The organism is Kitasatospora sp. NPDC005748 (assembly GCF_040630735.1).
Taxonomy (GTDB): Bacteria; Actinomycetota; Actinomycetes; order Streptomycetales; family Streptomycetaceae; genus Kitasatospora.
This window is the reverse complement of sequence record NZ_JBEXYD010000032.1, coordinates 66,419-85,584: the sequence shown is the minus strand read 5'-3', so window position 1 is coordinate 85,584 and position 19,166 is coordinate 66,419. Positions and strand designations below refer to the sequence as shown.

Annotated in this window: 11 protein-coding genes, 1 tRNA gene and 1 pseudogene; 10 read left to right on the top strand and 3 right to left on the bottom strand. The window is 75.1% G+C overall.

Annotated elements, in window-relative coordinates; genetic code table 11:
• The first annotated feature begins 88 nt into the window (after nt 1-88).
• The 8 genes from ABZ495_RS22715 to cobA all read left to right on the top strand — a co-directional run bounded on the left by ABZ495_RS22715 (nt 89) and on the right by cobA (nt 11,876).
• Nucleotides 89-592 (top strand): GNAT family N-acetyltransferase, encoded by a 504-nt coding sequence (locus ABZ495_RS22715; RefSeq protein ID WP_329486856.1) that lies wholly within the window; start codon nt 89-91, stop codon nt 590-592.
• Nucleotides 593-1,150: 558 nt separating this feature from the next.
• On the top strand, nt 1,151-2,191 hold the full coding sequence (locus ABZ495_RS22710) for an ATP-binding cassette domain-containing protein (RefSeq protein ID WP_329486855.1): 1,041 nt from the start codon (nt 1,151-1,153) through the stop codon (nt 2,189-2,191).
• Entirely contained in the window at nt 2,188-2,925 is a 738-nt protein-coding gene (locus ABZ495_RS22705; protein WP_329486854.1) for a methionine ABC transporter permease, read from the top strand. The genes ABZ495_RS22710 and ABZ495_RS22705 overlap by 4 nt, the downstream gene beginning before the upstream one ends.
• A gap of 58 nt (nt 2,926-2,983) precedes the next feature.
• Nucleotides 2,984-3,811, top strand: coding sequence for a MetQ/NlpA family ABC transporter substrate-binding protein (locus ABZ495_RS22700; protein ID WP_329486853.1), 828 nt, complete (start codon nt 2,984-2,986; stop codon nt 3,809-3,811).
• A gap of 204 nt (nt 3,812-4,015) precedes the next feature.
• Nucleotides 4,016-4,699 (top strand): GNAT family N-acetyltransferase, encoded by a 684-nt coding sequence (locus ABZ495_RS22695; RefSeq protein WP_359807297.1) that lies wholly within the window; start codon nt 4,016-4,018, stop codon nt 4,697-4,699.
• A gap of 217 nt (nt 4,700-4,916) precedes the next feature.
• The gene (gene cbiE / locus ABZ495_RS22690) at nt 4,917-6,182 is read left to right on the top strand and encodes a precorrin-6y C5,15-methyltransferase (decarboxylating) subunit CbiE (protein ID WP_359807300.1); all 1,266 of its coding nucleotides are present in this window, start codon (nt 4,917-4,919) and stop codon (nt 6,180-6,182) included.
• A 496-nt stretch (nt 6,183-6,678) separates the two neighbouring features.
• Complete coding sequence (gene cobT / locus ABZ495_RS22685; protein ID WP_359837724.1) at nt 6,679-10,491, top strand: nicotinate-nucleotide--dimethylbenzimidazole phosphoribosyltransferase; 3,813 nt, start codon at nt 6,679-6,681, stop codon at nt 10,489-10,491.
• Nucleotides 10,492-10,598: 107 nt separating this feature from the next.
• Complete coding sequence (gene cobA / locus ABZ495_RS22680) at nt 10,599-11,876, top strand: uroporphyrinogen-III C-methyltransferase (protein ID WP_359837723.1); 1,278 nt, start codon at nt 10,599-10,601, stop codon at nt 11,874-11,876.
• 122 nt (nt 11,877-11,998) lie between these two features.
• On the opposite strand, the gene ABZ495_RS22675 is transcribed toward cobA, so the two are convergent.
• Nucleotides 11,999-14,767: a SpoIIE family protein phosphatase gene (locus tag ABZ495_RS22675; RefSeq protein ID WP_359837720.1), complete on the bottom strand. Its 2,769-nt coding sequence runs from the start codon at nt 14,765-14,767 to the stop codon at nt 11,999-12,001.
• A gap of 98 nt (nt 14,768-14,865) precedes the next feature.
• Between ABZ495_RS22675 and ABZ495_RS22670 the strand changes: the two genes are divergently transcribed.
• Entirely contained in the window at nt 14,866-15,675 is an 810-nt protein-coding gene (locus ABZ495_RS22670; protein ID WP_359837718.1) for an RNA methyltransferase, read from the top strand.
• A 1,024-nt stretch (nt 15,676-16,699) separates the two neighbouring features.
• Here the strand turns inward: ABZ495_RS22670 and ABZ495_RS22665 are convergent.
• Nucleotides 16,700-18,106: pseudogene (locus ABZ495_RS22665) on the bottom strand (protein kinase); the annotation flags it as partial.
• Between the two features lie 445 nt (nt 18,107-18,551).
• Between ABZ495_RS22665 and ABZ495_RS22660 the strand changes: the two are divergent.
• A complete protein-coding gene (locus ABZ495_RS22660) occupies nt 18,552-18,749 on the top strand; it encodes a hypothetical protein (protein ID WP_329486846.1) in 198 nt (65 codons plus the stop codon).
• A 325-nt stretch (nt 18,750-19,074) separates the two neighbouring features.
• Here ABZ495_RS22660 and ABZ495_RS22655 read toward each other — a convergent pair.
• A tRNA-Val gene (locus tag ABZ495_RS22655) sits at nt 19,075-19,146 on the bottom strand.
• Between the last annotated feature and the right edge of the window lie 20 nt (nt 19,147-19,166).

The following is a 19,166-nucleotide window of genomic DNA, read 5'->3' as shown; positions in this document are numbered from 1 at the left end:
GATCCCCGGCCGGGACATCTCCGGCAGGGCATCCGGTGCGACACCCTCACTCTGCGCGCCGGGCACGACGATGGGGAGGCCCCAGCACATGGGCATGAGCGTGATCATCTCGGTGGCGGACACCGAGGACGCGGAGCAGATCCTCAAGCTGCAGTACCTCGGCTACCAGAGCGAGGCCGAGCTGTACGGCGACTGGAGCCTGGAGCCGCTGACGCAGACCCTGGAGAGCCTGCGCGAGGAGCTCACCGAGCAGTACGTCCTGGTCGCCCGGCTCGGTGACGAGGTGGTCGGCACCGTCCGCGGCCGGATCGGCCCCGACGGCATCGGCCGGATAGGGCGTCTGGTCGTCCACCCCCGGATGCAGCGCCACGGCCTCGGCGGCCGCCTGCTGGAGGCCCTGGAGCGCCGCCTCGCCGCCGACGGCCGCCCGGTGACGGCGTACCGCCTGTTCACCGGCCACCGCAGCCTGGGCAACCTGCGCCTCTACACCCGTCAGGGCTACCGCCAGACCGCCGTCGAGCAGGTCGACGGCGGGCCGGGCCTGGTCCACCTGGAGAAGCCCGCGGTGGCGCCGCTCGCCGCGACCGCCTGAGCCCCGCGCCGTCGCCGTTGCCCGGCGCCGCCATCATCCGGACGATCCGGGGGCGGCGCCGAGGTGAATCGCAGCAGCTCACAGGGGTTGCTGTCCGCATTGCGGACAGCGAATCCGAATAGTTGGGACGAAGTCGAACCTTCTGATTTACTGGCTCACATGACTGCGACGACGAAATGGACCCCCACCGGCACCCTGCCGGCAGGTGAGCGCGCCATGTGTCGTCGAATGTGTCACCGCTGAGGGCCACCGTCCCCTCCCCGGCCGTCGGCCGGGGCCCTCCCCCTCGCGCCCCGAAGCGAGACCCGGCCTGCTCCCGTCAGTGCGAGCACGCCCCAGCCTGTGGAGCACCACCCGCTCCGTCCGCCTGCCCGGCCACGGGCCGGCGGTCGTCCCTGATGACTCGTTGGGGCCACGCCGTCGCGCGGCCCGGCCGCCCAGCGGCGACGATCAAGGGGTGGCAGGTCCGGATCCCCCCGGTGCGACGCCGTCCGTCCCGCCGACCGCAACCCGGTCCGGCGGCTCCACGCCGTCCGCCCCCGACCCACGGAAGCAGCTGTGATCACCACCACGGACCTCACCAAGGTCTACCGCTCCCGCGGCCGCGAGGTGACCGCCCTCGCCGGCGTCGACCTGCACGTGCGCCCCGGCGAGGTCTACGGAGTCGTCGGCACCAGCGGCGCCGGCAAGTCCACCCTCATCCGCTGCGTCAACATGCTGGAGCGCCCCAGCTCCGGCACCGTCACCGTGGACGGCGTCGAGCTCACCGCGCTCGCCGGCGGTGAGAACCGGGCCGGCAAGGAGCTGCGCGAGGCACGCCGCCGGATCGGCATGGTCTTCCAGCACTTCAACCTGCTCGCCTCCCGCACCGTGCAGCAGAACGTCGAGCTCCCGCTGGAGATCGTCGGCCTGGACCGCACCGAGCGCCGCCGCAAGGCCGCCGAACTGCTCGACCTGGTCGGCCTCGGCGACAAGGCCCGCAGCTACCCCGGCCAGCTCTCCGGCGGCCAGAAGCAGCGCGTCGGCATCGCCCGCGCCCTCGCCGGCGACCCCAAGGTGCTCCTCTCCGACGAGGCCACCTCGGCCCTCGACCCGGAGACCACCCGCTCGATCCTCAAGCTGCTGCGCGACCTCAACCAGCAGCTCGGCCTGACCGTCCTGCTGATCACCCACGAGATGGACGTCATCAAGTCCGTCTGCGACTCCGCCGCCCTGATGCGCGGCGGCCGGGTGGTCGAGTCCGGCGAGCTCACCGACCTGCTGGCCAAGCCCGGCTCGGAACTCGCCCGCGAGCTATTCCCGCTCAGCGAGTTCGGCACCGGCCACCCCGGCCGCACCGTGCTGGAGATCACCTTCCAGGGCGACAGCTCCGCCCAGCCCTTCGTCTCCCAGCTCGCCCGCACCTACCAGATCGACATCAACATCCTCGGCGCCGCCGTCGAGACCATCGCCGGCCGCATGGTCGGCCGGATGCGGGTCGAACTCCCCGGCGGCCACCAGGACAACGTGGTGCCGATCGGGTTCCTGCGCGAGCAGGGCCTGCAGGTGGACGTGCTCGACACGACCGGCATCGACAAGGCGAGCGGAGCGGTGGCATGACCTGGGACCAGATGCAGGAACTGATGTGGCCCGCCACCTGGGAGACCCTCCAGATGGTCGGCGTCGCCACTGCCGGCACCGTCCTGCTCGGCCTGCCGCTCGGCGTCCTGCTGGTGCTCACCGACAAGGGCGGGCTGCTGCAGAACCGGCCGGTCAACAAGGTGCTCGGCGCGATCGTGAACATCGTCCGCTCGGTGCCGTTCATCATCCTGATGATCGCCCTGATCTCCTTCACCCGCTGGCTGGTCGGCACCTCCATCGGCTGGGAGGCCGCGACCGTGCCGCTCACCATCGGCGCGATCCCCTTCTTCGCCCGGCTGGTCGAGACCTCCCTGCGCGAGGTCGACCGCGGCCTGGTCGAGGCCCTGCAGGCCATGGGCGCCTCCACCTGGACCATCGTCCGCAAGGCGCTGCTCCCGGAGTCGCTGCCCGGCCTGACCGCCTCCGTCACCACCACGGTCATCACGCTGATCAGCTACTCCGCGATGGCCGGCGTGGTCGGCGGCGGGGGCCTCGGCACCCTCGCCATCAACTACGGCTACTTCCGCTTCGAGACCGCCTTCATGTGGATCATCGTCGCGGAGCTGGTGATCATCGTGACCCTGGTGCAGCTGCTCGGCGACTGGGCCGTGGGCCGGCTCGCCAACCGCGGGCGCACCGGCGGCCGGACCCGCCTGCTCCGCCCGCGCGGCACGACCCCGGCCGCCCCCGACGAGGACCTCGTCGCCCTCTAGACCTCCCGGTGTCCGATTCCGGACCCGGCTCCCCGTATCACGCAGAAAGGCACTTTTCGTGCGCAACGCCCTGAAGTTCACCAGCGTCCTCGCCACGGCCGGCATCGCCCTCTCGCTGGCCGCCTGCGGAAGCTCCGGCTCGTCCGGCTCCTCCGACCCGAACGCCCCGCTCACCGTGGTCGCCAGCCCCACCCCGCACGGGCAGATCCTGAAGTTCGTCAAGGACAACCTCGCGGACAAGGCCGGCCTCAAGCTCACCATCAAGGAGGTCACCGACTACGTGACCCCCAACACCGCGGTGCAGGACGGCTCGGCCGACGCGAACTACTTCCAGCACGTGCCGTACCTGGAGGACTTCAACAAGAAGCACGGCACCCAGATCGTCTCCGTCGAGCCGGTCCACCTGGAGCCGCTGGGCGTGTACTCGAAGAAGGTCAAGGCCATCGGCGACCTCAAGGACGGCGCCACCGTCGGCCTGCCCAACGACGCCACCAACGAGGGCCGCGCGCTCAAGCTGCTCGCCGACAACAACGTGATCACCCTCAAGGCCGGCGTCGGCACCGCCGCGACCCCGCAGGACATCACCGGCAACCCGAAGAACCTCAAGTGGAAGGAGCTGGAGGCCGCCCAGCTGCCCCGCTCCATCGACGACCTCGACGCCGCCGTGATCAACGGCAACTACGCCCTCGACGCCGGCCTCAAGCCCGCCGGCGACTCGCTGCTGCTGGAGAAGGCCGAGGGCAACCCCTACGCCAACATCCTCGCGGTCAAGCAGGGCAAGGAGAACGACCCCCGGGTCAAGAAGCTCGCCGAGCTGCTCCACTCCGCCGAGGTCAAGAAGTACATCGACGACACCTTCAAGGGTTCCGTCATCCCGGCGTTCTGACCGGCGGCCCCGCCGGCACCGCCGAACCGCACGTCCACGACCGGGCCCCCGCCGCACCTCGGCGGGGGCCCGGTCGGGCAGTATGCACCAGTGACGCCCTGACAGACCGCGTTCTGACGTACCGTCGTGCGGTCCGCGCACCGCGCGACATCCGGGGTACCGGTGAGGCGTACGGTGTGTCCACGACCGGCGAGGAGAGACGGCATGGCAGCGAGCTTCCCCGAGACCGCCATCAGCACCGAGCGGCTGCTGCTGCGCCCCCTTGCGGAGAACGACGCCCCCGGCCTCGCCGCGATGACGGCCGACGAACTCGTCCTCGCCTGGACCGACCTCCCGTACCCCTTCACCGAGGCCTACGCCGCCGAACTCGCCCGCACCCTCGCCCCCGCCCACCGGGCGGCCGGCCGCGGCATCGTCTTCGCCGTCACCGAACACCTCACCCAGCGCCTGGTCGGCCTGGTCGAGCTGCGCAACACCGACTGGCGGCTGCGCTCCACCGAGATCGCCTACGTCACCGCCCCCTGGGCGCGCGGCGAGGGCTACGCGCCCGAGGCCGTCCTCGGCACCGCCCAGTGGCTCTTCGAGGACCGCGGTTTCCTGCGCCTGGAGATGCGCACCGCCGCCGGCAACACCGCCGCCCAGCAGGTCGCCCAGAAGGTCGGCGCCATCAGCGAGGGCGTGCTGCGCAGCGCCTGGATAGTGCGCGGCGAACCGGCCGAGTCCGTCGGAGCCGGTACGCACACCGCGGAGGTGCCGTCCGGCCACCGGAGCGCGGCCGAGAGCCGCAGCGACGTCATCCTGTGGAGCCTGCTCCCCGAGGACATGGAGAACCCGGCGGAGCCGGAGAGCGCCTGGCACGACGACCACCGCTACGTCCTGCGCGACTGACCCGCCGCCGTCCGGGCCCGGGCGGGCCGCACGGTGACCAGCCGGCGCACGGTGACCGGTGGGCCGCACGGTGACCGGCGGGGGAGCGGCGGCCGACGAACGGCGGACATGTGTGCGAGAAGTCGGCGCCGAGGGGAACGCACCCGGTAGCCTCTCCCACGGCGCCGTAAGCGGGCGCGGCATGTCGGCGCACCGAGGCGAGGGAGAACGGCCGCAGATGGCTGACCGGATCACGGTCATCGGGTGGGACGGCACCCCGCTGACCGAGGCCGCCGGCGCGGCACTCGCCGCGGCCACCCTGGTGGCCGGCGCCCCCTACCAGCTCAACGCCCTCCCGGTGCCCCCGAGCGCGGAGCGGCTCGTGCTCGGCAACGTCGGGCTCGCGGCCCGCCGGATCGCCGAACACCGCGGCGCCGCCGTGGTGGTGGCCGAGGGCGACCCGGGCTTCTTCGGCGTCGTGCGCACCCTGCGCCGCCCCGAGTACGGCCTCGAACTCGAAGTCCTGCCCGCCGTCTCCTCGGTCGCCGTCGCCTTCGCCCGGGCCGGCATGCCCTGGGAGGACGCCCAGGTGGTCAGCGCCCACGGCGGACGGCTGCGCCGGGCCGCCAACATCTGCCGGGCCAACGCCAAGGTCGCCGTGCTCACCGCACCCGGCGCCGGACCGAGCGAACTCGCCCTGATGCTGCGCGGGGTGCACCGCACCTTCGTGGTCTGCGAGGCCCTCGGCACCCCCGAGGAGGACGTCACCGTCCTCACCTCCGACCGGGTCGCCGACCACATCTGGCGCGACCCCAACGTGGTGCTGGTCATCGGCGGCAACGGCGGCGGTCCGCAGGCGGGCGCGGTGGGCGAGGCGGCCGGCTGGCTGGCCGGCCGCCCGGTCGGCTACCCCGGCCCGGACCGCGGCTGGGCGCTCCCCGGCGACGCCTACACGGGCGCCGGGCGCGCGGAGGACGCGCCCGGCGCGCCGGAGGCGCTGCCCGCGCACGCGCGCGCCCTCGTACTGGCCCGTCTGGGTGTCCGTCCGGGGGACTTGGTCTGGTCGGTCGGCGCGGGCAGCGGCGCCCTCGCCGTGGAGGCCGCCCGGTTCGGCGCGGCCGTCGTCGCGGTCGAGGCCTCCCGCTCCGCCTGCGCCCGGCTGACGGTCAACGCCCGCCGCTTCGGCGTCGAGGTGGAGACCGTCCACGGCTCCGGCCCGGAGGTGCTCGGCGGCCTGCCGGAGCCCGACGCGGCCGTCGTCGAGGCCGGCGGCATCGCCGTGGTGCGCGCCGTCCTGGCCCGCCGACCCGAGCGCTTCGCGGCGGTGGCCCGCACCCTCGCCGAGGCCGAGGAGATCCGCCGCGCCGTCACCGGGGCCGGCTACCGCGCCGACGGCGCGTTGCTCCAGTCCGCGCCGCTGCGCCCGGTCGGGACGGACGGCGGCCTGGGGCTCGCGGCGGGCGAGCCCGGCGTGCTCCTGCTCTGGGGTGAGCAGATCGTGTGAAGACCGGGTGCCGTCGCCCGGCCGCCCCGGTGGCGATTCCGAGGTCCGGCGGTGATCCAGGTCGCATCCGGACACCGATTCGAGAGGTGACGGCACCGGGCCGGTAGTGTGGCGTCCGGGACGGCTGCGGCGTCCGGGGGCCCGCCCGATCCGGTCGGTTTGTCGCCTTTTTGACGCGGTGCAACCCGGAACGGCTCGGAGTGTGGGCAATTCGACGGGCCGCGTGCCGGACCTGGAGAATGCCGTAGGGTCCGGTGCGGTCGTTGCCGGTTGCCCCGCCTTGTCGTTGTCTCAGATGGCGCGCCTCCCCACCCGGGTGGTGCGCGGGCCGGGGTGCCGCAGCGCGCCGGAAGGAATTCGGCCGCAGCGCCTCGGCGCGGCGGCCGCATGTGGTTGAGGGGCGGGTCCGGTTCCAGGGCCCGGCCCGTGCGGATGGGCGCTGCGGTCGGTGATCGCGTCGCCAAGGGCGCGGCAGCGGCCTGGAAGGAGCTTTGACATGACCGATGGCGGCCACGTTCCGAACGAGGGACTGCCGGAGCACCTGCTCGCCGGGCCCGACCCTCTCGGCGGCCCGGAGGGCGTCTCCACCGTCGCGCCGGGGCAGGGCGTCGCACCGGACGGCGGCCTGATCCCGAACCCGGCGGCGCCGGGGAACGGCCTGCCCGGAGCGGTGGGCCAGGGCATCGGCATGTTTCCCGCGCAGGGCCCCGGCGGTCAGCCGCAGCCGCTCGGCGTGCCCGGCTACGGCGTCCAGGCGCCGGGCGAGGGCTGGGGGGTCGACCAGGGCGCCCCGCGCCCCGCGTTCCACTTCCTGGACCAGCCGGACCAGCCGGACCCCCTCGACGACGAGGACGACGTCCTGCTGATGCCCGGTCCGCAGGGTTCCTGGGGCGAGCCGCTGGCGGCCGGTCCCGGTGAGCAGAGCGCCGAGCAGCAGGCCGCTTCCGGTACGCCGGTCGAGCCGTCCTGGCCGCCGCTGGAGCCGCCGGTCCTCGGCGCGGCCGACCCGGCCGCCCAGCAGGTCCAGCCGGTGCCGCTCCAGGCCGCGGTGCCGCAGCAGGTCCAGCCGCCGCTCCAGGCGCAGGGCCATGACCAGCTGACGGCGGCTCAGCAGCCCCGTCGCCCGCTGCACGCCGGGCCCCCGATCCCGGACCCCTCGCTGATGACCGGCCAGGTCCCGGTGCGCTCGCTCGCCGACCGCGGCCCGTCGCAGGGCGGCACGCCCGCGCACGGCATCCCGGTCTTCGCCGGGCAGCCGGAGCCGCAGGCCACCGCGCCCGTGCACGCCCAGCCGGCGCAGCAGCCGGTGGCGCCGGTCCAGCCGCCGCAGGCCGTGCCGCCGGTCCAGGAGGCCCCGCAGGCCCCGCAGTACGCCGAACCGGCCGCGCAGCCGGTGGGCGCGGTGGAGGTGGCCGCTCCGGTCGCCGACGCCGGGCTGATCGCGGAGGCGCCCGTCGCGGCGCCGGCCGCCGACGCCGTCGTGGAGCCCGCGGCCGTCGTGGAGCAGGTGCCGGTGCCGGTCGCCGAGCAGACCGAAGCCCTGCCCGCCGAGGCCGTCGCCGCCGAGCCGGTCGCTGTCGCCGAGCCCGCTGTCGCCGAGCCCGTGGCCGCCGAGCCCGTGGCCGTCGAGGCGCAGGCGCCCGCCGCCGCCCAGGCCGCGCCGCAGCAGCCGGCCGCCCAGCCCGGTCAGCCCCGCCGGATCTCCGCCTTCCTCGCCGCACCGACCCCGCACGGCCTCCCGCAGGTCGAGGGCACCGAGCCGGTCCAGGCCGTCGCGGAGGGCGAGGGCCGGCACGCCGTCCCCATAGCGGTCGCCGAGCAGGCCCAGGCGCCCGCCGCCGAGCCGGTGCCGGACACCGCCCCGGAGCAGCCCGTCGCCGAGCCGGTCGCCGTTGAGCAGCCCGCTGTCGAGCAGCCCGTCGCCGAGCCGGTCGCCGTTGAGCAGCCCGCTGTCGAGCAGCCCGCAGCCGAGCCGGTGCCGGCCGCCCAGGAGCCGGACGCCGTCGAGCAGGCGCCGGTCGTGACCGACGGCCAGGCCCCCGCCGAGGGCGGGAGCCCGGCCGAGGCCGCCGCCGGGACGGGCGTCGAGGCCGCCGCCGAGGAGTTCGCCGAGACCGCCGTCGGCACCGGCGAGATGCCGTCCGGCCAGGCCGTCGCCGTCGCCGTCGCGGAGCCCGAGCAGCCGCAGGAGGCCCCGGCGGAGGCCGAGGCCGCCGCCCCGGCTCCGGGCCCGGAGGAGGTTGTCGCCGAGCCCACCGCCGTGGTGGAGCCGGTGGAGCCCGAAGCGGCTCCCGAGGCCGCGGCGGTCCCTGAGGCCCCAGAGGCCCCCGACGCCCCTGCGGAGCAGCCGGCCGCCGAGACCGAGCCCGAGGCCGCCGGGGCCGACGCCGCCGCCCCCGACGCGGAGGCCGGAAGCGCCGAGGCCGCGGAGCCCGCCGAGGCGGCCGACCCCGCCGAAGCCGCCGAGCCCGAAGCCGCCGACCCCGTCACCGCCGACCTCGTCACCGAGGAGCCCGTCGCCGAGGAGCCCGCGGAGGAGCCCGCCGAGCCGCGTGGTCCGGCCGCCCCCGGCTACGACGACGCCGGCCGCGAGGCCGTCCACCAGGTGATCCGCGAGCGCCGCGACATCCGCAACGGCTTCCGCCCGGACCAGATTCCGCACGAGGTGCTGATCCGCGTCCTGGAGGCCGCCCACACCGCGCCCAGCGTCGGCTACTCCCAGCCCTGGGACTTCGTCGTGATCCGCTCGGCCAAGACCCGTCGCAAGATGCACGAACTGGCCGAGCGCCAGCGCGAGGCCTACGCCGACTCGCTCCCCAAGGGCCGGGCCAAGCAGTTCAAGGAAATCAAGATCGAGGCGATCCTCGAAACGCCCGTCAACATCGTGGTCACCGCCGACCGCACCCGCGGCGGCCGCCACACCCTCGGCCGGCACACCCAGCCCCAGATGGCCCCCTACTCGGCCGCCCTGGCCGTCGAGAACCTCTGGCTGGCCGCCCGCGCCGAAGGCCTCGGCGTCGGCTGGGTGAGCTTCTTCGACGAGGAGGAGATGGTCCGCGAGCTCGGCCTGCCGGAGCACCTGGAGGTCGTCGCCTACCTCTGCGTCGGCTACGTCGACGCCTTCCCGGACGAGCCGGAGCTCCAGCAGCAGGGCTGGGCCAAGAAGCGCCCGCTCTCCTGGGTCGTCCACGAGGAGCAGTACGGCAACCGCGCGCTGCCCGGCGAGGAGCCGCACAGCCTGCTCTCCGAGACCCTGCGCGGCATCCGCCCGCTCGACGCCAAGGCCCTCGGCGAGGCCTGGGACCGCCAGAAGCGGATGACCAAGCCGGCCGGCTCGCTCGGCATGCTGGAGATCATCTCCGCGCAGCTGTCCGGGCTGTCCCGCAAGTGCCCGCCGCCGATCCCGGAGCCCGCCTGCGTGGCGATCTTCGCGGGCGACCACGGTGTCCACGCCCAGGGCGTCAGCCCCTGGCCGCAGGAGGTCACCGCCCAGATGGTCGGCAACTTCCTGGCCGGCGGCGCGGTGATCAACGCCTTCGCCAAGCAGATCGGCACCGAGGTCTGCGTGGTCGACGTCGGCGTCGCCGCCGAGCTCCCCGACGCCATCCAGCAGGGCCGGACCACCGGCCTGCTGCCGCGCAAGGTCAGGCCCGGCACCGGGGACATGACCCAGGGCCCGGCGATGACCCGGGACGAGGCCCTCAAGGCCGTCGAGATCGGCATCGAGACCGCCCGCGACCTCGTCGCCGCTGGCAACAAGGCCCTGGTCACCGGTGACATGGGCATCGCCAACACCACCGCCTCCGCCGCCCTGATCTCGGTCTTCACCGGGCTGGACCCGGCCGAGGTCACCGGCCGCGGCACCGGCATCGACGACGCGACGCACGCCCGCAAGGTCGAGGTCGTCCGCGCCGCGCTCGCCCTGCACCAGCCGGACCCGGCCGACCCGATCGGCGTCCTCGCCGCCGTCGGCGGTCTGGAGCACGCGGCCATCGCCGGCTTCCTGCTCGGCGCCGCCTCGCTGCGCACCCCGGTCATCCTGGACGGCGTCATCGCCGGCTCGGCCGCACTGGCCGCCAAGGCGATCGCGCCCGAGGTGCTCGCCGCCTGCATCGCCGGTCACCGCTCGGCGGAGCCCGGCCACCAGGCCGCGCTGGCCAAGCTCGGCCTGCGTCCGCTGATCGACCTCGACCTGCGGCTCGGCGAGGGCACCGGCGCCCTGCTGGCCCTGCCGCTGGTGCAGAGTGCGGCCCGGGCGATGCACGATGTAGCCACGTTCGACTCCGCCGGGGTCACCGAGAAGGCCTGACGACCGTCCGCACCGCTCCGTGAACCGGCCCGAGGGCGCGCCGGCGCGCGGAGCGGTGCCGCGCCGTACCCCCACCGCACCCTCACGTTGATTCAGGAGCCCTGCCCATGACCGCGCCCAACCCGCACCCCGGCACCGAGGGTCGGACCCCGTACCCGGTGGGCCTGCTGCTCGCCGGCCGCCGCGTCGTCGTGGTCGGCGGCGGCCACGTGGCCCAGCGCCGGCTCCCCGCGCTGATCGCCACCGGCGCGGACCTGCACCTGATATCGCCGACCACCACGCCCGCCGTCCAGGCGATGGCCGACGCCGGCGAGTTCACCTGGCACGAGCGCCGCTACCGGGACGGCGACCTGGCCGACAGCTGGTACGCGCTGGTCGCCACCGACGACCCGGCGGTCAACGCCGCGGTCAGCGCCGAGGCGGAGCGCGAGCGGGTGTTCTGCGCCCGCAGCGACGACGCGGCCGCCGCCACTGCCTGGACCCCGGCCAGCGGCCGCGACGCGGGTGCCACCGTCGCCGTCCTCACCGGCGACCCGAGGCACTCCGCCGCCCTGCGCGACGCCATCGTGGACGGCCTGCGGGACGGCTCGTTGGCCGCCCGCCAGTACCGCCCGCACGGGGTCGGGGGCGCCGCCGGGCGGCCGGGCACGGGGAGCGTCGCCCTGGTCGGCGGCGGTCCTGGTGACCCGGACCTGATCACCGTGCGCGGGCGCCGGCTGCTCGCCGACGCCGACGTGGTGGTCGCGGACCGGCTCGCCCCGCGCGAGCTGCTCGCCGAGCTGCCCGAGCACGTCGAGGTGATCGACGCGTCCAAGATCCCGTACGGCCGGTTCATGGCCCAGGAGGCGATCAACCGGACGCTCATCGAGCACGCCAAGGCCGGCAAGTTCGTCGTCCGGCTCAAGGGCGGCGACCCGTACGTGTTCGGGCGCGGCGGCGAGGAGCTGCTGGCCTGCGCGGAGGCCGGGCTGCCGGTCACCGTGGTGCCGGGCATCTCCAGCTCGATCAGCGTGCCGGCCTCGGCCGGCGTACCGGTGACCCACCGCGGGATGACGCACGAGTTCACCGTGATCTCGGGGCACGTCGGCCCGGCCGACGAGCGCTCGCTGACCAACTGGGAGGCCGTCGCGCGGATGACCGGCACCCTGGTGCTGCTGATGGCCGTCGACAAGATCGGCGCGATCGCCGACAAGCTGATCGAGTGCGGCCGCCCGGCCGACACCCCGGTGGCGGTCGTCCAGGAGGGCACCACCTCGGCCCAGCGCCGGGTGGACGCCACCCTCGCCACGGTCGCGGCCACCATCGAGGCGGAGCGGATCAAGCCCCCCGCCGTGATCGTCATCGGTGACGTGGTCAACGTCCTGGCCCCCGCCGTGCACGCCTGACCAACCCGTGCGCGTCTGATCAACCCTGCGCGCTTGATCAACCCTGCGCGCCTGATCGACCGAGGAGTGGGAAGTCGGCCCGGCCGACTTCCCACTCCGCACCGCGACCCGCGCGCCCGGCCTCACTCCAACGGCTGCTCGGTCCAGATCACCTTGCCGCCGGCCGTGTAGCGGGTGCCCCAGCGGTCCGCGAACTGCGCGACCAGGAAGAGCCCGCGCCCGCCCTCGTCCGTGGTGGCCGCGTACTTCAGGTGCGGCGACGTACTGCTGGCGTCGGACACCTCGCAGATCAGCGCCCGGTCGCGGAGCAGCCGGACCCGGATCGGCCCGCGCCCGTACCGGATCGCATTGGTCACCAGCTCGCTCAGGATCAGCTCGGTGACGAACGCCGCCTCGTCCAGCCCCCACTGCGCCAGCCGCTCCGCCACCGCCGCCCGCACCTCGCCGACCGCGGCCGGGTCGGACGGCACCTCCCACTCCGCCACCTGGTCGGACGCCAGCGCCCGGGTCTGCGCCACCAGCAGCGCGATGTCGTCCTGCGGCCGGGCCGGCAGCATCGCGCCCAGCACGTCCGCGCAGGTCTGCTCGGGAGTGCGCGGCGGCCCGGCGAGCGCGGCCCGCAGCATCTCCAGCCCCTCGTCGATGTCCCGGTCGCGGTCCTCCACCAGTCCGTCGGTGTAGAGCACCAACCGGCTGCCCTCGGCCACCTCCAGCTCGGCGGTCGTGAACGGCAGCACCCCCAGCCCCAGCGGTGGCCCGGTCGGCAGCTCCGGGAACTCCACCCGGCCGTCCGGACCGACCAGCGCCGGCGGCGGGTGCCCCGCGCTGGCCAGCGTGCAGCGCCGCGTCACCGGGTCGTAGATCGCGTACAGGCAGGTCGCGCCGGTGACCGCCGCCGCCCCGCCGGTCGCCGACTCCTCCTGGTCGATCCGGTTCACCAGCTCGTCCAGGTGCCCGAGCAACTCGTCCGGCGGCAGGTCCAGTGTCGAGAAGTTGTGGATCGCCGTCCGCAGCCGGCCCATCGTCGCCGCCGCGTGCAGGCCGTGCCCCACCACGTCCCCGACCACCAGCGCGACCCGCGCGCCCGGCAGCGGGATCAGGTCGAACCAGTCGCCGCCCACCCCCGCCTGCGCCGGCAGGTACCGGTGCGCCACGTCCAGCGCGTTCTGCGCGGGCAGGTTGCGCGGCAGCAGGCTGTGCTGCAGCGTCACCGCCATCGCGTGCTCGCGGGTGTACCGGCGCGCGTTGTCGATGCAGACCGCGGCGTGCGAGACCAGCTCCTCGGCCAGCGCCAGGTCCTCCTCGTCGAACGGCTCCGGCCGGTCCGCCCGCCAGAACCGCGCCACCCCCAGCAGCACCCCGCGCGCCCGCAGCGGCACCCGCACCAGCGAGTGCACCCCGTACTCCAGCGCCTGCGCCGAGCGCTCCGGGTCCTGCCCCCGCCATGCCTCCGCCTCCGCCAGCCGCGGCTCCAGCCCGGCCTCCCCGGTGTCCAGCGCGCCCGCCAGCGGCGTCGACGGCACGACCGCCAGCACCGTGCCCACCGGATAGAACGGCGAGCCCTCCCGGACGCCCTTGAACGCCGCCCGCCGCATCTGTCCGAGCGGCTGGCCCTGCGGCGGCTCGTCGCCCTCCAGCACCTCCTCGGCCAGATCGACGCTGACGAAGTCCGCGAACCGCGGCACCGCCACCTGGGCCAGCTCCTCGGCCGTCCGCGTCACGTCGAGCGAGCTGCCCACCGACACCCCGGCGTCGTACAGCAGCCGCAGCCGCCGCTGGGCCACCTCGGCCCGCCCGGACAGCGCCAGCAGCTCGGTGGAGTCCCGCAGGGTGGCGACGCAGCCCGGCGGACCGCCGTCCCGGTCGGTCAGCCGGACGTTCACGGCCAGCAGCCGCTCACCGGCCAGCACCACCTCGTCGGTGACCGGCCGGTTGGCCGTCAGCAGCTCCTCGGGCGCGCGGTCCAGGCCCAGCTCGGTCACCAGCCGCCCCTCGGCGTCGGCGGGCAGGGCCAGCAGCCGGCGCGCCTCGTCGTTGCAGAGCAGCAGCCGCCCGTCGCCGGCCACGATCAGCACACCCTCGCGCACCGCGTGCAGCACCGCCGCGTGGTGCTCGTACATCCGCGTCATCTCGGACGGGCCCAGGCCGTGGGTCTGCCGCCGCAGCCGCCGGCTGACCAGCGCCGTCCCGCAGGTGGCCAGCCCCATGGCGACCGCCGCGGCGCCCAGCACCACGGGCAGCTGCCGCTCGCTCGCGCTGCTGATGTTGGCGATGGTGACCCCCGCCGAGACCATGCCGACCACGGAGTCGTCCGGTGCCCGGACCGGTACGACCGCCTGGACCAGAGGTCCGATCGTGCCGTTGACCTGCTCGGTCACCACCTGCCCGTGCAGCGCGGGCTCGTAGTCGCCGACGAACTTCTGACCGATCCGCGCCGGATTGGGGTGCGTGTAGCGGATGCCGTCGGTGTTGAGGACGACGATGAAGTCCACTCCCGCGTTGAGCGCCGCGGCCTGGGCCTTCGGCTGCAGGACCGCGGTGGGGTCGGGGGAGTGCAGCGCCTCGACGATGCCCGGTGAGTTGGCGAAGGTCTGGGCGACCGCCACCGACCGGTTGGTCGCCTCGTGCCGGGCGTCGTTGCGGGACTGCACCACCAGCGCCACCACTGCGGCGGCGACCAGCAGCAGCACCACGAGTACCTGCAGCGCGAAGACCTGCCCGGCCACCGACCGGCGCTGTACCGGTCTCGGCCGAGCGTCCTTCGGCTGCTGTTGCCGACCGTGTGGGCGCCCACCGGAGGAGCCGGCGGTACCAGCGGCACGGGACGACGTAGCGGAGCCGAAAGTGCCAGAGGCCGACGGAGCCCATGATCGGCCCGGAAAACGGGCCATACGTCATATTTGCACTCCACACACCTACAGGCCAAGGTCAAGCACATCCCGCCCTGGGCCGTTTGGCCTTCTCCACCCCGGCTTGGCAAGATCGCAGGGTGTCCGAACCCAGCACCATCACCGACCCCGCCGACCCGCGCCTGAGCGACTACACCGGCCTGACCGACGTCGAACTGCGGCGCCGCCGCGAACCCGCCGAGGGCCTGTTCATCGCCGAGGGCGAGAAAGTCATCCGCCGCGCGATGGCCGCCGGGTACCGGATGCGGTCGATGCTGCTGACGGCCAAGTGGCTGGACGTGATGGCGGACGTGATCGCCGACACCGACGCCCCCGTCCACGTGGTCGAACCGGGGCTGGCCGAGGCGGTCACCGGCTACCACGTCCACCGGGGCGCGCTCGCCTCGATGGAGCGCCGCCCGCTCCCGGACGCCGCCGAGCTGCTGGCCGGCGCCCGCCGGGTGGCCGTGCTGGAGGGCCTGGTCGACCACACCAACCTGGGCGCGATCTTCCGCAGCGCGGCCGCGCTCGGCATGGACGCCGTGCTGCTCTCGCCTGACTGCGCGGATCCGCTGTACCGGCGCGCGGTCAAGGTCTCCATGGGCGCCGTCTTCGCCGTCCCGTACGCACGGCTGGAGCCCTGGCCGGCCGCGCTGGACACCGTGCGCGCCGCCGGTTTCGAGCTGCTCGCCCTGACCCCTGCCGAGGGCTCCGTCGACCTGGCCGCCCTGGCCCCGCACCGGCTGCCCAAGGCGGCCCTGATGCTCGGCGCGGAGGGCGACGGCCTCACCCGCCGGGCGCTGGCCGCCGCGGACCGCGCCGTCCGCATCCCGATGGCCCACGGCATCGACTCCCTCAACGTGGGCGCCGCCGCAGCCGTGGCCTTCTACGCCGTCACCGCCCCGGTCTGACCCGGCGCCCCCCGCTCCCGCACCCAGCCGAGGGACCCCGCAGGGCGACAGTCTCACCTGCCGGCCGCCGGCGGCTTCCTCACCGTGGCCCGCGCCTCCGGCCCCTCGGCCTGATCCGCACCCCGCACCCCCGCCGCGCCCTCATCAGGGCGGGGCACCGCCTTGGCTCCCCGAGGGCCCACGCCATCCACACCCTGAGCCGCGGATCAGGAAGTCGGCCCGGCCGACTTCCTGCGCTCGGGGGTGGCCGAGGGTCGCCCCACCGGAGCTGTCGGTGAGCGCCTCAGCCGGCCGGGAGAGTGCCGGAAGTCGGCCCGGCCGACTTCCGGTGCGTCGGCTGCCCCGCCGGTCAGCCCGTGGGGGCCGTCGGCGGGGCCGGGGCGGCGGCGGGTGGCGGGGTGACGATCGTGGTGGGGGCGCCGGGCCAGGACTCCTCGATGGTGCCGTCCGACCGCACCGAGTAGCGGGTGGAGGCCACCGCGCCGGTCTGGTTGGCCCGCTCCTCGCGGACCAGCGCGCCGTTGTCGAGCCGCCAGGCGGCGGTCGCCTGCGGATCGGCGGCGGACGAGCGGGACGCCAGCGCGACCGGCGCGTCCCCGTTGAAGGCGAACAGCTGGACGAGGTCGGCCGGCACCGAGCCCTCCGCGCGGCGCAGCACCACCAGGGCCGCGGCCGCGCCCTTGTAGCGGGCCGGGAGGACGGCGCTGAGCGCGACCTGGGGCCCCGCCCCAGCCACCGAGCGGCCGTCCCGCAGCGCGATCGCCGGGCCGCCCGCCGGGTCGGGGTAGCTGCGGTTGGGCCAGTCCACCGCCGGCCCGGCGCCCTGCGGCGGCGTCAGCGCGCCGTCACCCGCCACGCTGCCGTGGGCCGCCGCCGCCAGCGGTGTCGCGGACTGCGCCGCGCCGTCCGCCGAGAGCCCGGACCCCTGCGTGGCGGCGCCCGACTGCCCGGCGGGCCCGTTGGGTCCGGCGCTGACCGTGGCCCCGGCGCCGCGGACCGGACCGAGGCTCTGGTTGTCCCGGTTCTCGCACCCCTGCGCCGCCGCGATCGCCAGTGCCACACCGATCGTCACGGTGACGAAGACCACCAGCCGCTGCCGCAGCAACCGCCGGCGGGCGGTGGCCGGGCGGCCGCCGGGGACGGGCGTGTGCTGCCGGTCGCGGGCCTGCCCGCGCGGCCGGTCCGGGCGCTGGTCCCGCTCGCGGGGGCCCGCCGCGGCGCCGGGCGTGCCGGTGCGCCCCGGCGGCGGGGTCTGCTGGCGTTCGCGCAGCGGCCGGGTGGTGTGGGCCTCGGGGCGCGGCATCGGCGCGGTGGCGGCCTGCCCCGGCCGGCCTTGCGGCCGGCGCTGGGCGACGCCGGGGTGGGCACCCGGGTGGGCGCCGTGCTGTGCGACGGGCTGCTGGCCGCCCGGCCGGCTCGCCGCCCCGGCGCGGGCACGCGGGGCGCCCGCCGGGTCGGGTCCGCGCCCCGGCGCGGGGACGCCGCGTGCGGGGGCGCCCGCCGAGCCCGGTCCGGCGGCCGAGCCGGGCCCGGGAGCGCTCGGCCGGGCACCCGCCGCGGCGCGGCCGACGGGCCCGCGGCCGGGCCGCTCCGGCGCCGGGCCGTCGCCCGTGCCGCGCGCCGCGAGTTCGCTCAGCCTCTCGTGCAGGGCGGCCGCCCCGGGCCGCTCGGCGGGCTCCTTCGCCAGGCAGGCCCGGATCAGCGGGGCCAGCTGCGGAGGGACGTCCGTCAGGTCGGGCTCCTCGTGGACGACCCGGTACAGCATCACTTCGGAGGAGGCGCCCGAGCCGAACGGGGTGTCCCCGGTGAGCGCGTACGCGAGCGTCGCCCCGAACGCGAAGACGTCCGTCGCGGGTGTCACGGCGGCGCCGCGGACCTGCTCGGGGGCGAGGAAGCCGGGGGAGCCCACCGCCGTGCCGACGTGCGTGAGCGTGCTGGCGCCGCGGGACCAGGCGATCCCGAAGTCGATGATCCGCGGCCCGCGGGGCGAGAGCAGGATGTTGGACGGCTTGAGGTCCCGGTGGACGACCCCGGCCTCGTGCACCTTGACCAGGCCGTCGGCCAGGGCGGCGCCGATCCTGGCGGCCTCCGGCCAGCTCAGCGGTCCGCCGTCGCCGACCCGCTTGTAGAGCGAGGGCCCGGGGACGTACGCGGTGGCCAGCCAGGGCCGGTCGGTCTCGATGTCGGAGCCGACCACCCGCGCCGTGCAGCCGCCCCGGATCCTGGACGCGGCGGCGATCTCCCGGGCGAAGCGGGTGCGGAACTCCAGGTCCTCGGCCAGCTCGGCGCGGATCAGCTTGAGCGCGACCCGCTGCCCGCGCCGGTCCGAGCCGAGGTAGACGACGCCCATGCCGCCGGCTCCGAGGCGCCGGTGCAGCCGGTACGGCCCGACGATGCGGGGGTCCTCACGCCTCAGCCGCATCATCGCCATCATCGTTCCCCGTCAGCCTGTGGATGAGGCCCCGTCGGTTGGGGCATCGTCAGTTCCTGTCGGGCACAGCTTACGGACTGCCTGCTGCGGTGTGCTGATACGCAACACCTGAACCCTCCGTGCGATTGTCGGATCTTGCACTGACAGTCGCGCGCGGGGTGGCGGGAGCGCTTCTCGGGGTCGGCTCTCAGGGTTCCCCCGGGGGTCCGGTGGAGGGACTCTCCCCCTTCGGTAGTACTCCTCAAGTCGGAGCGTCATCCTCGGGGATGCCCGGAGAACAGTACGACGGCATGACGTCCGACCACCCCCTCGGGCCATAGCGTTGTCCTCAGCGGTGGACGGGGAGCTCGTCCCCCGAGGTAAGCCGTCCACCGCGTCCACTTAGACCCGTCGGTCGGCACGAGCAGCGCACGACCAGAGCGGCGCAGGAATCAGGAGTGAGGGCATGGCATCGCAGCTCACGGGGTCACCCCGCCGCCGTCGGCCGGCCTTCACCCAGCGCCAGGCCGCGGAGCCGACCAGGCACCCGGCGGTGGCGCTGGCGATCGCCCTGCCCTGCGCCGTGCTGCTGGTCATCCTCTTCGGGGGCTGGGAGCAGATGGCGAACCAGGCGCAGGCCGTCGCCGAACTGATCACCCACTGACCGATCGACCCGTGATCCCGGCCGGCGCACCAGCCCGGCCGGCCACTGAACGGGCACTGATCCCCTGGGGACGGGGAGCCAGTGCCGCCGGGGAAGGCCGCGCACCGCGTTGACCCGCGGACGGGCGGGAGTGGTGCGCAGAGCACCCCGGCAGGCGGAGATGCCGTGTACGGACGTCGGTGAGGGCGTCCGTACACGGCTCTTCTTCGTTTCCCGGGCCCCAAGGCCCGCTGCGGAACGGCAGTCACGCCGGCCGCGACAGCGGTCACGGAAACGCAGAAGGCCGGGGCCGTGATCCTTGGATCACGGCCCCGGCCGGTTACTGTGCGCGATACTGGGATTGAACCAGTGACCCCTACCGTGTCAAGGTAGTGCTCTCCCGCTGAGCTAATCGCGCCTGGTGTGGCGGTCCTGCAC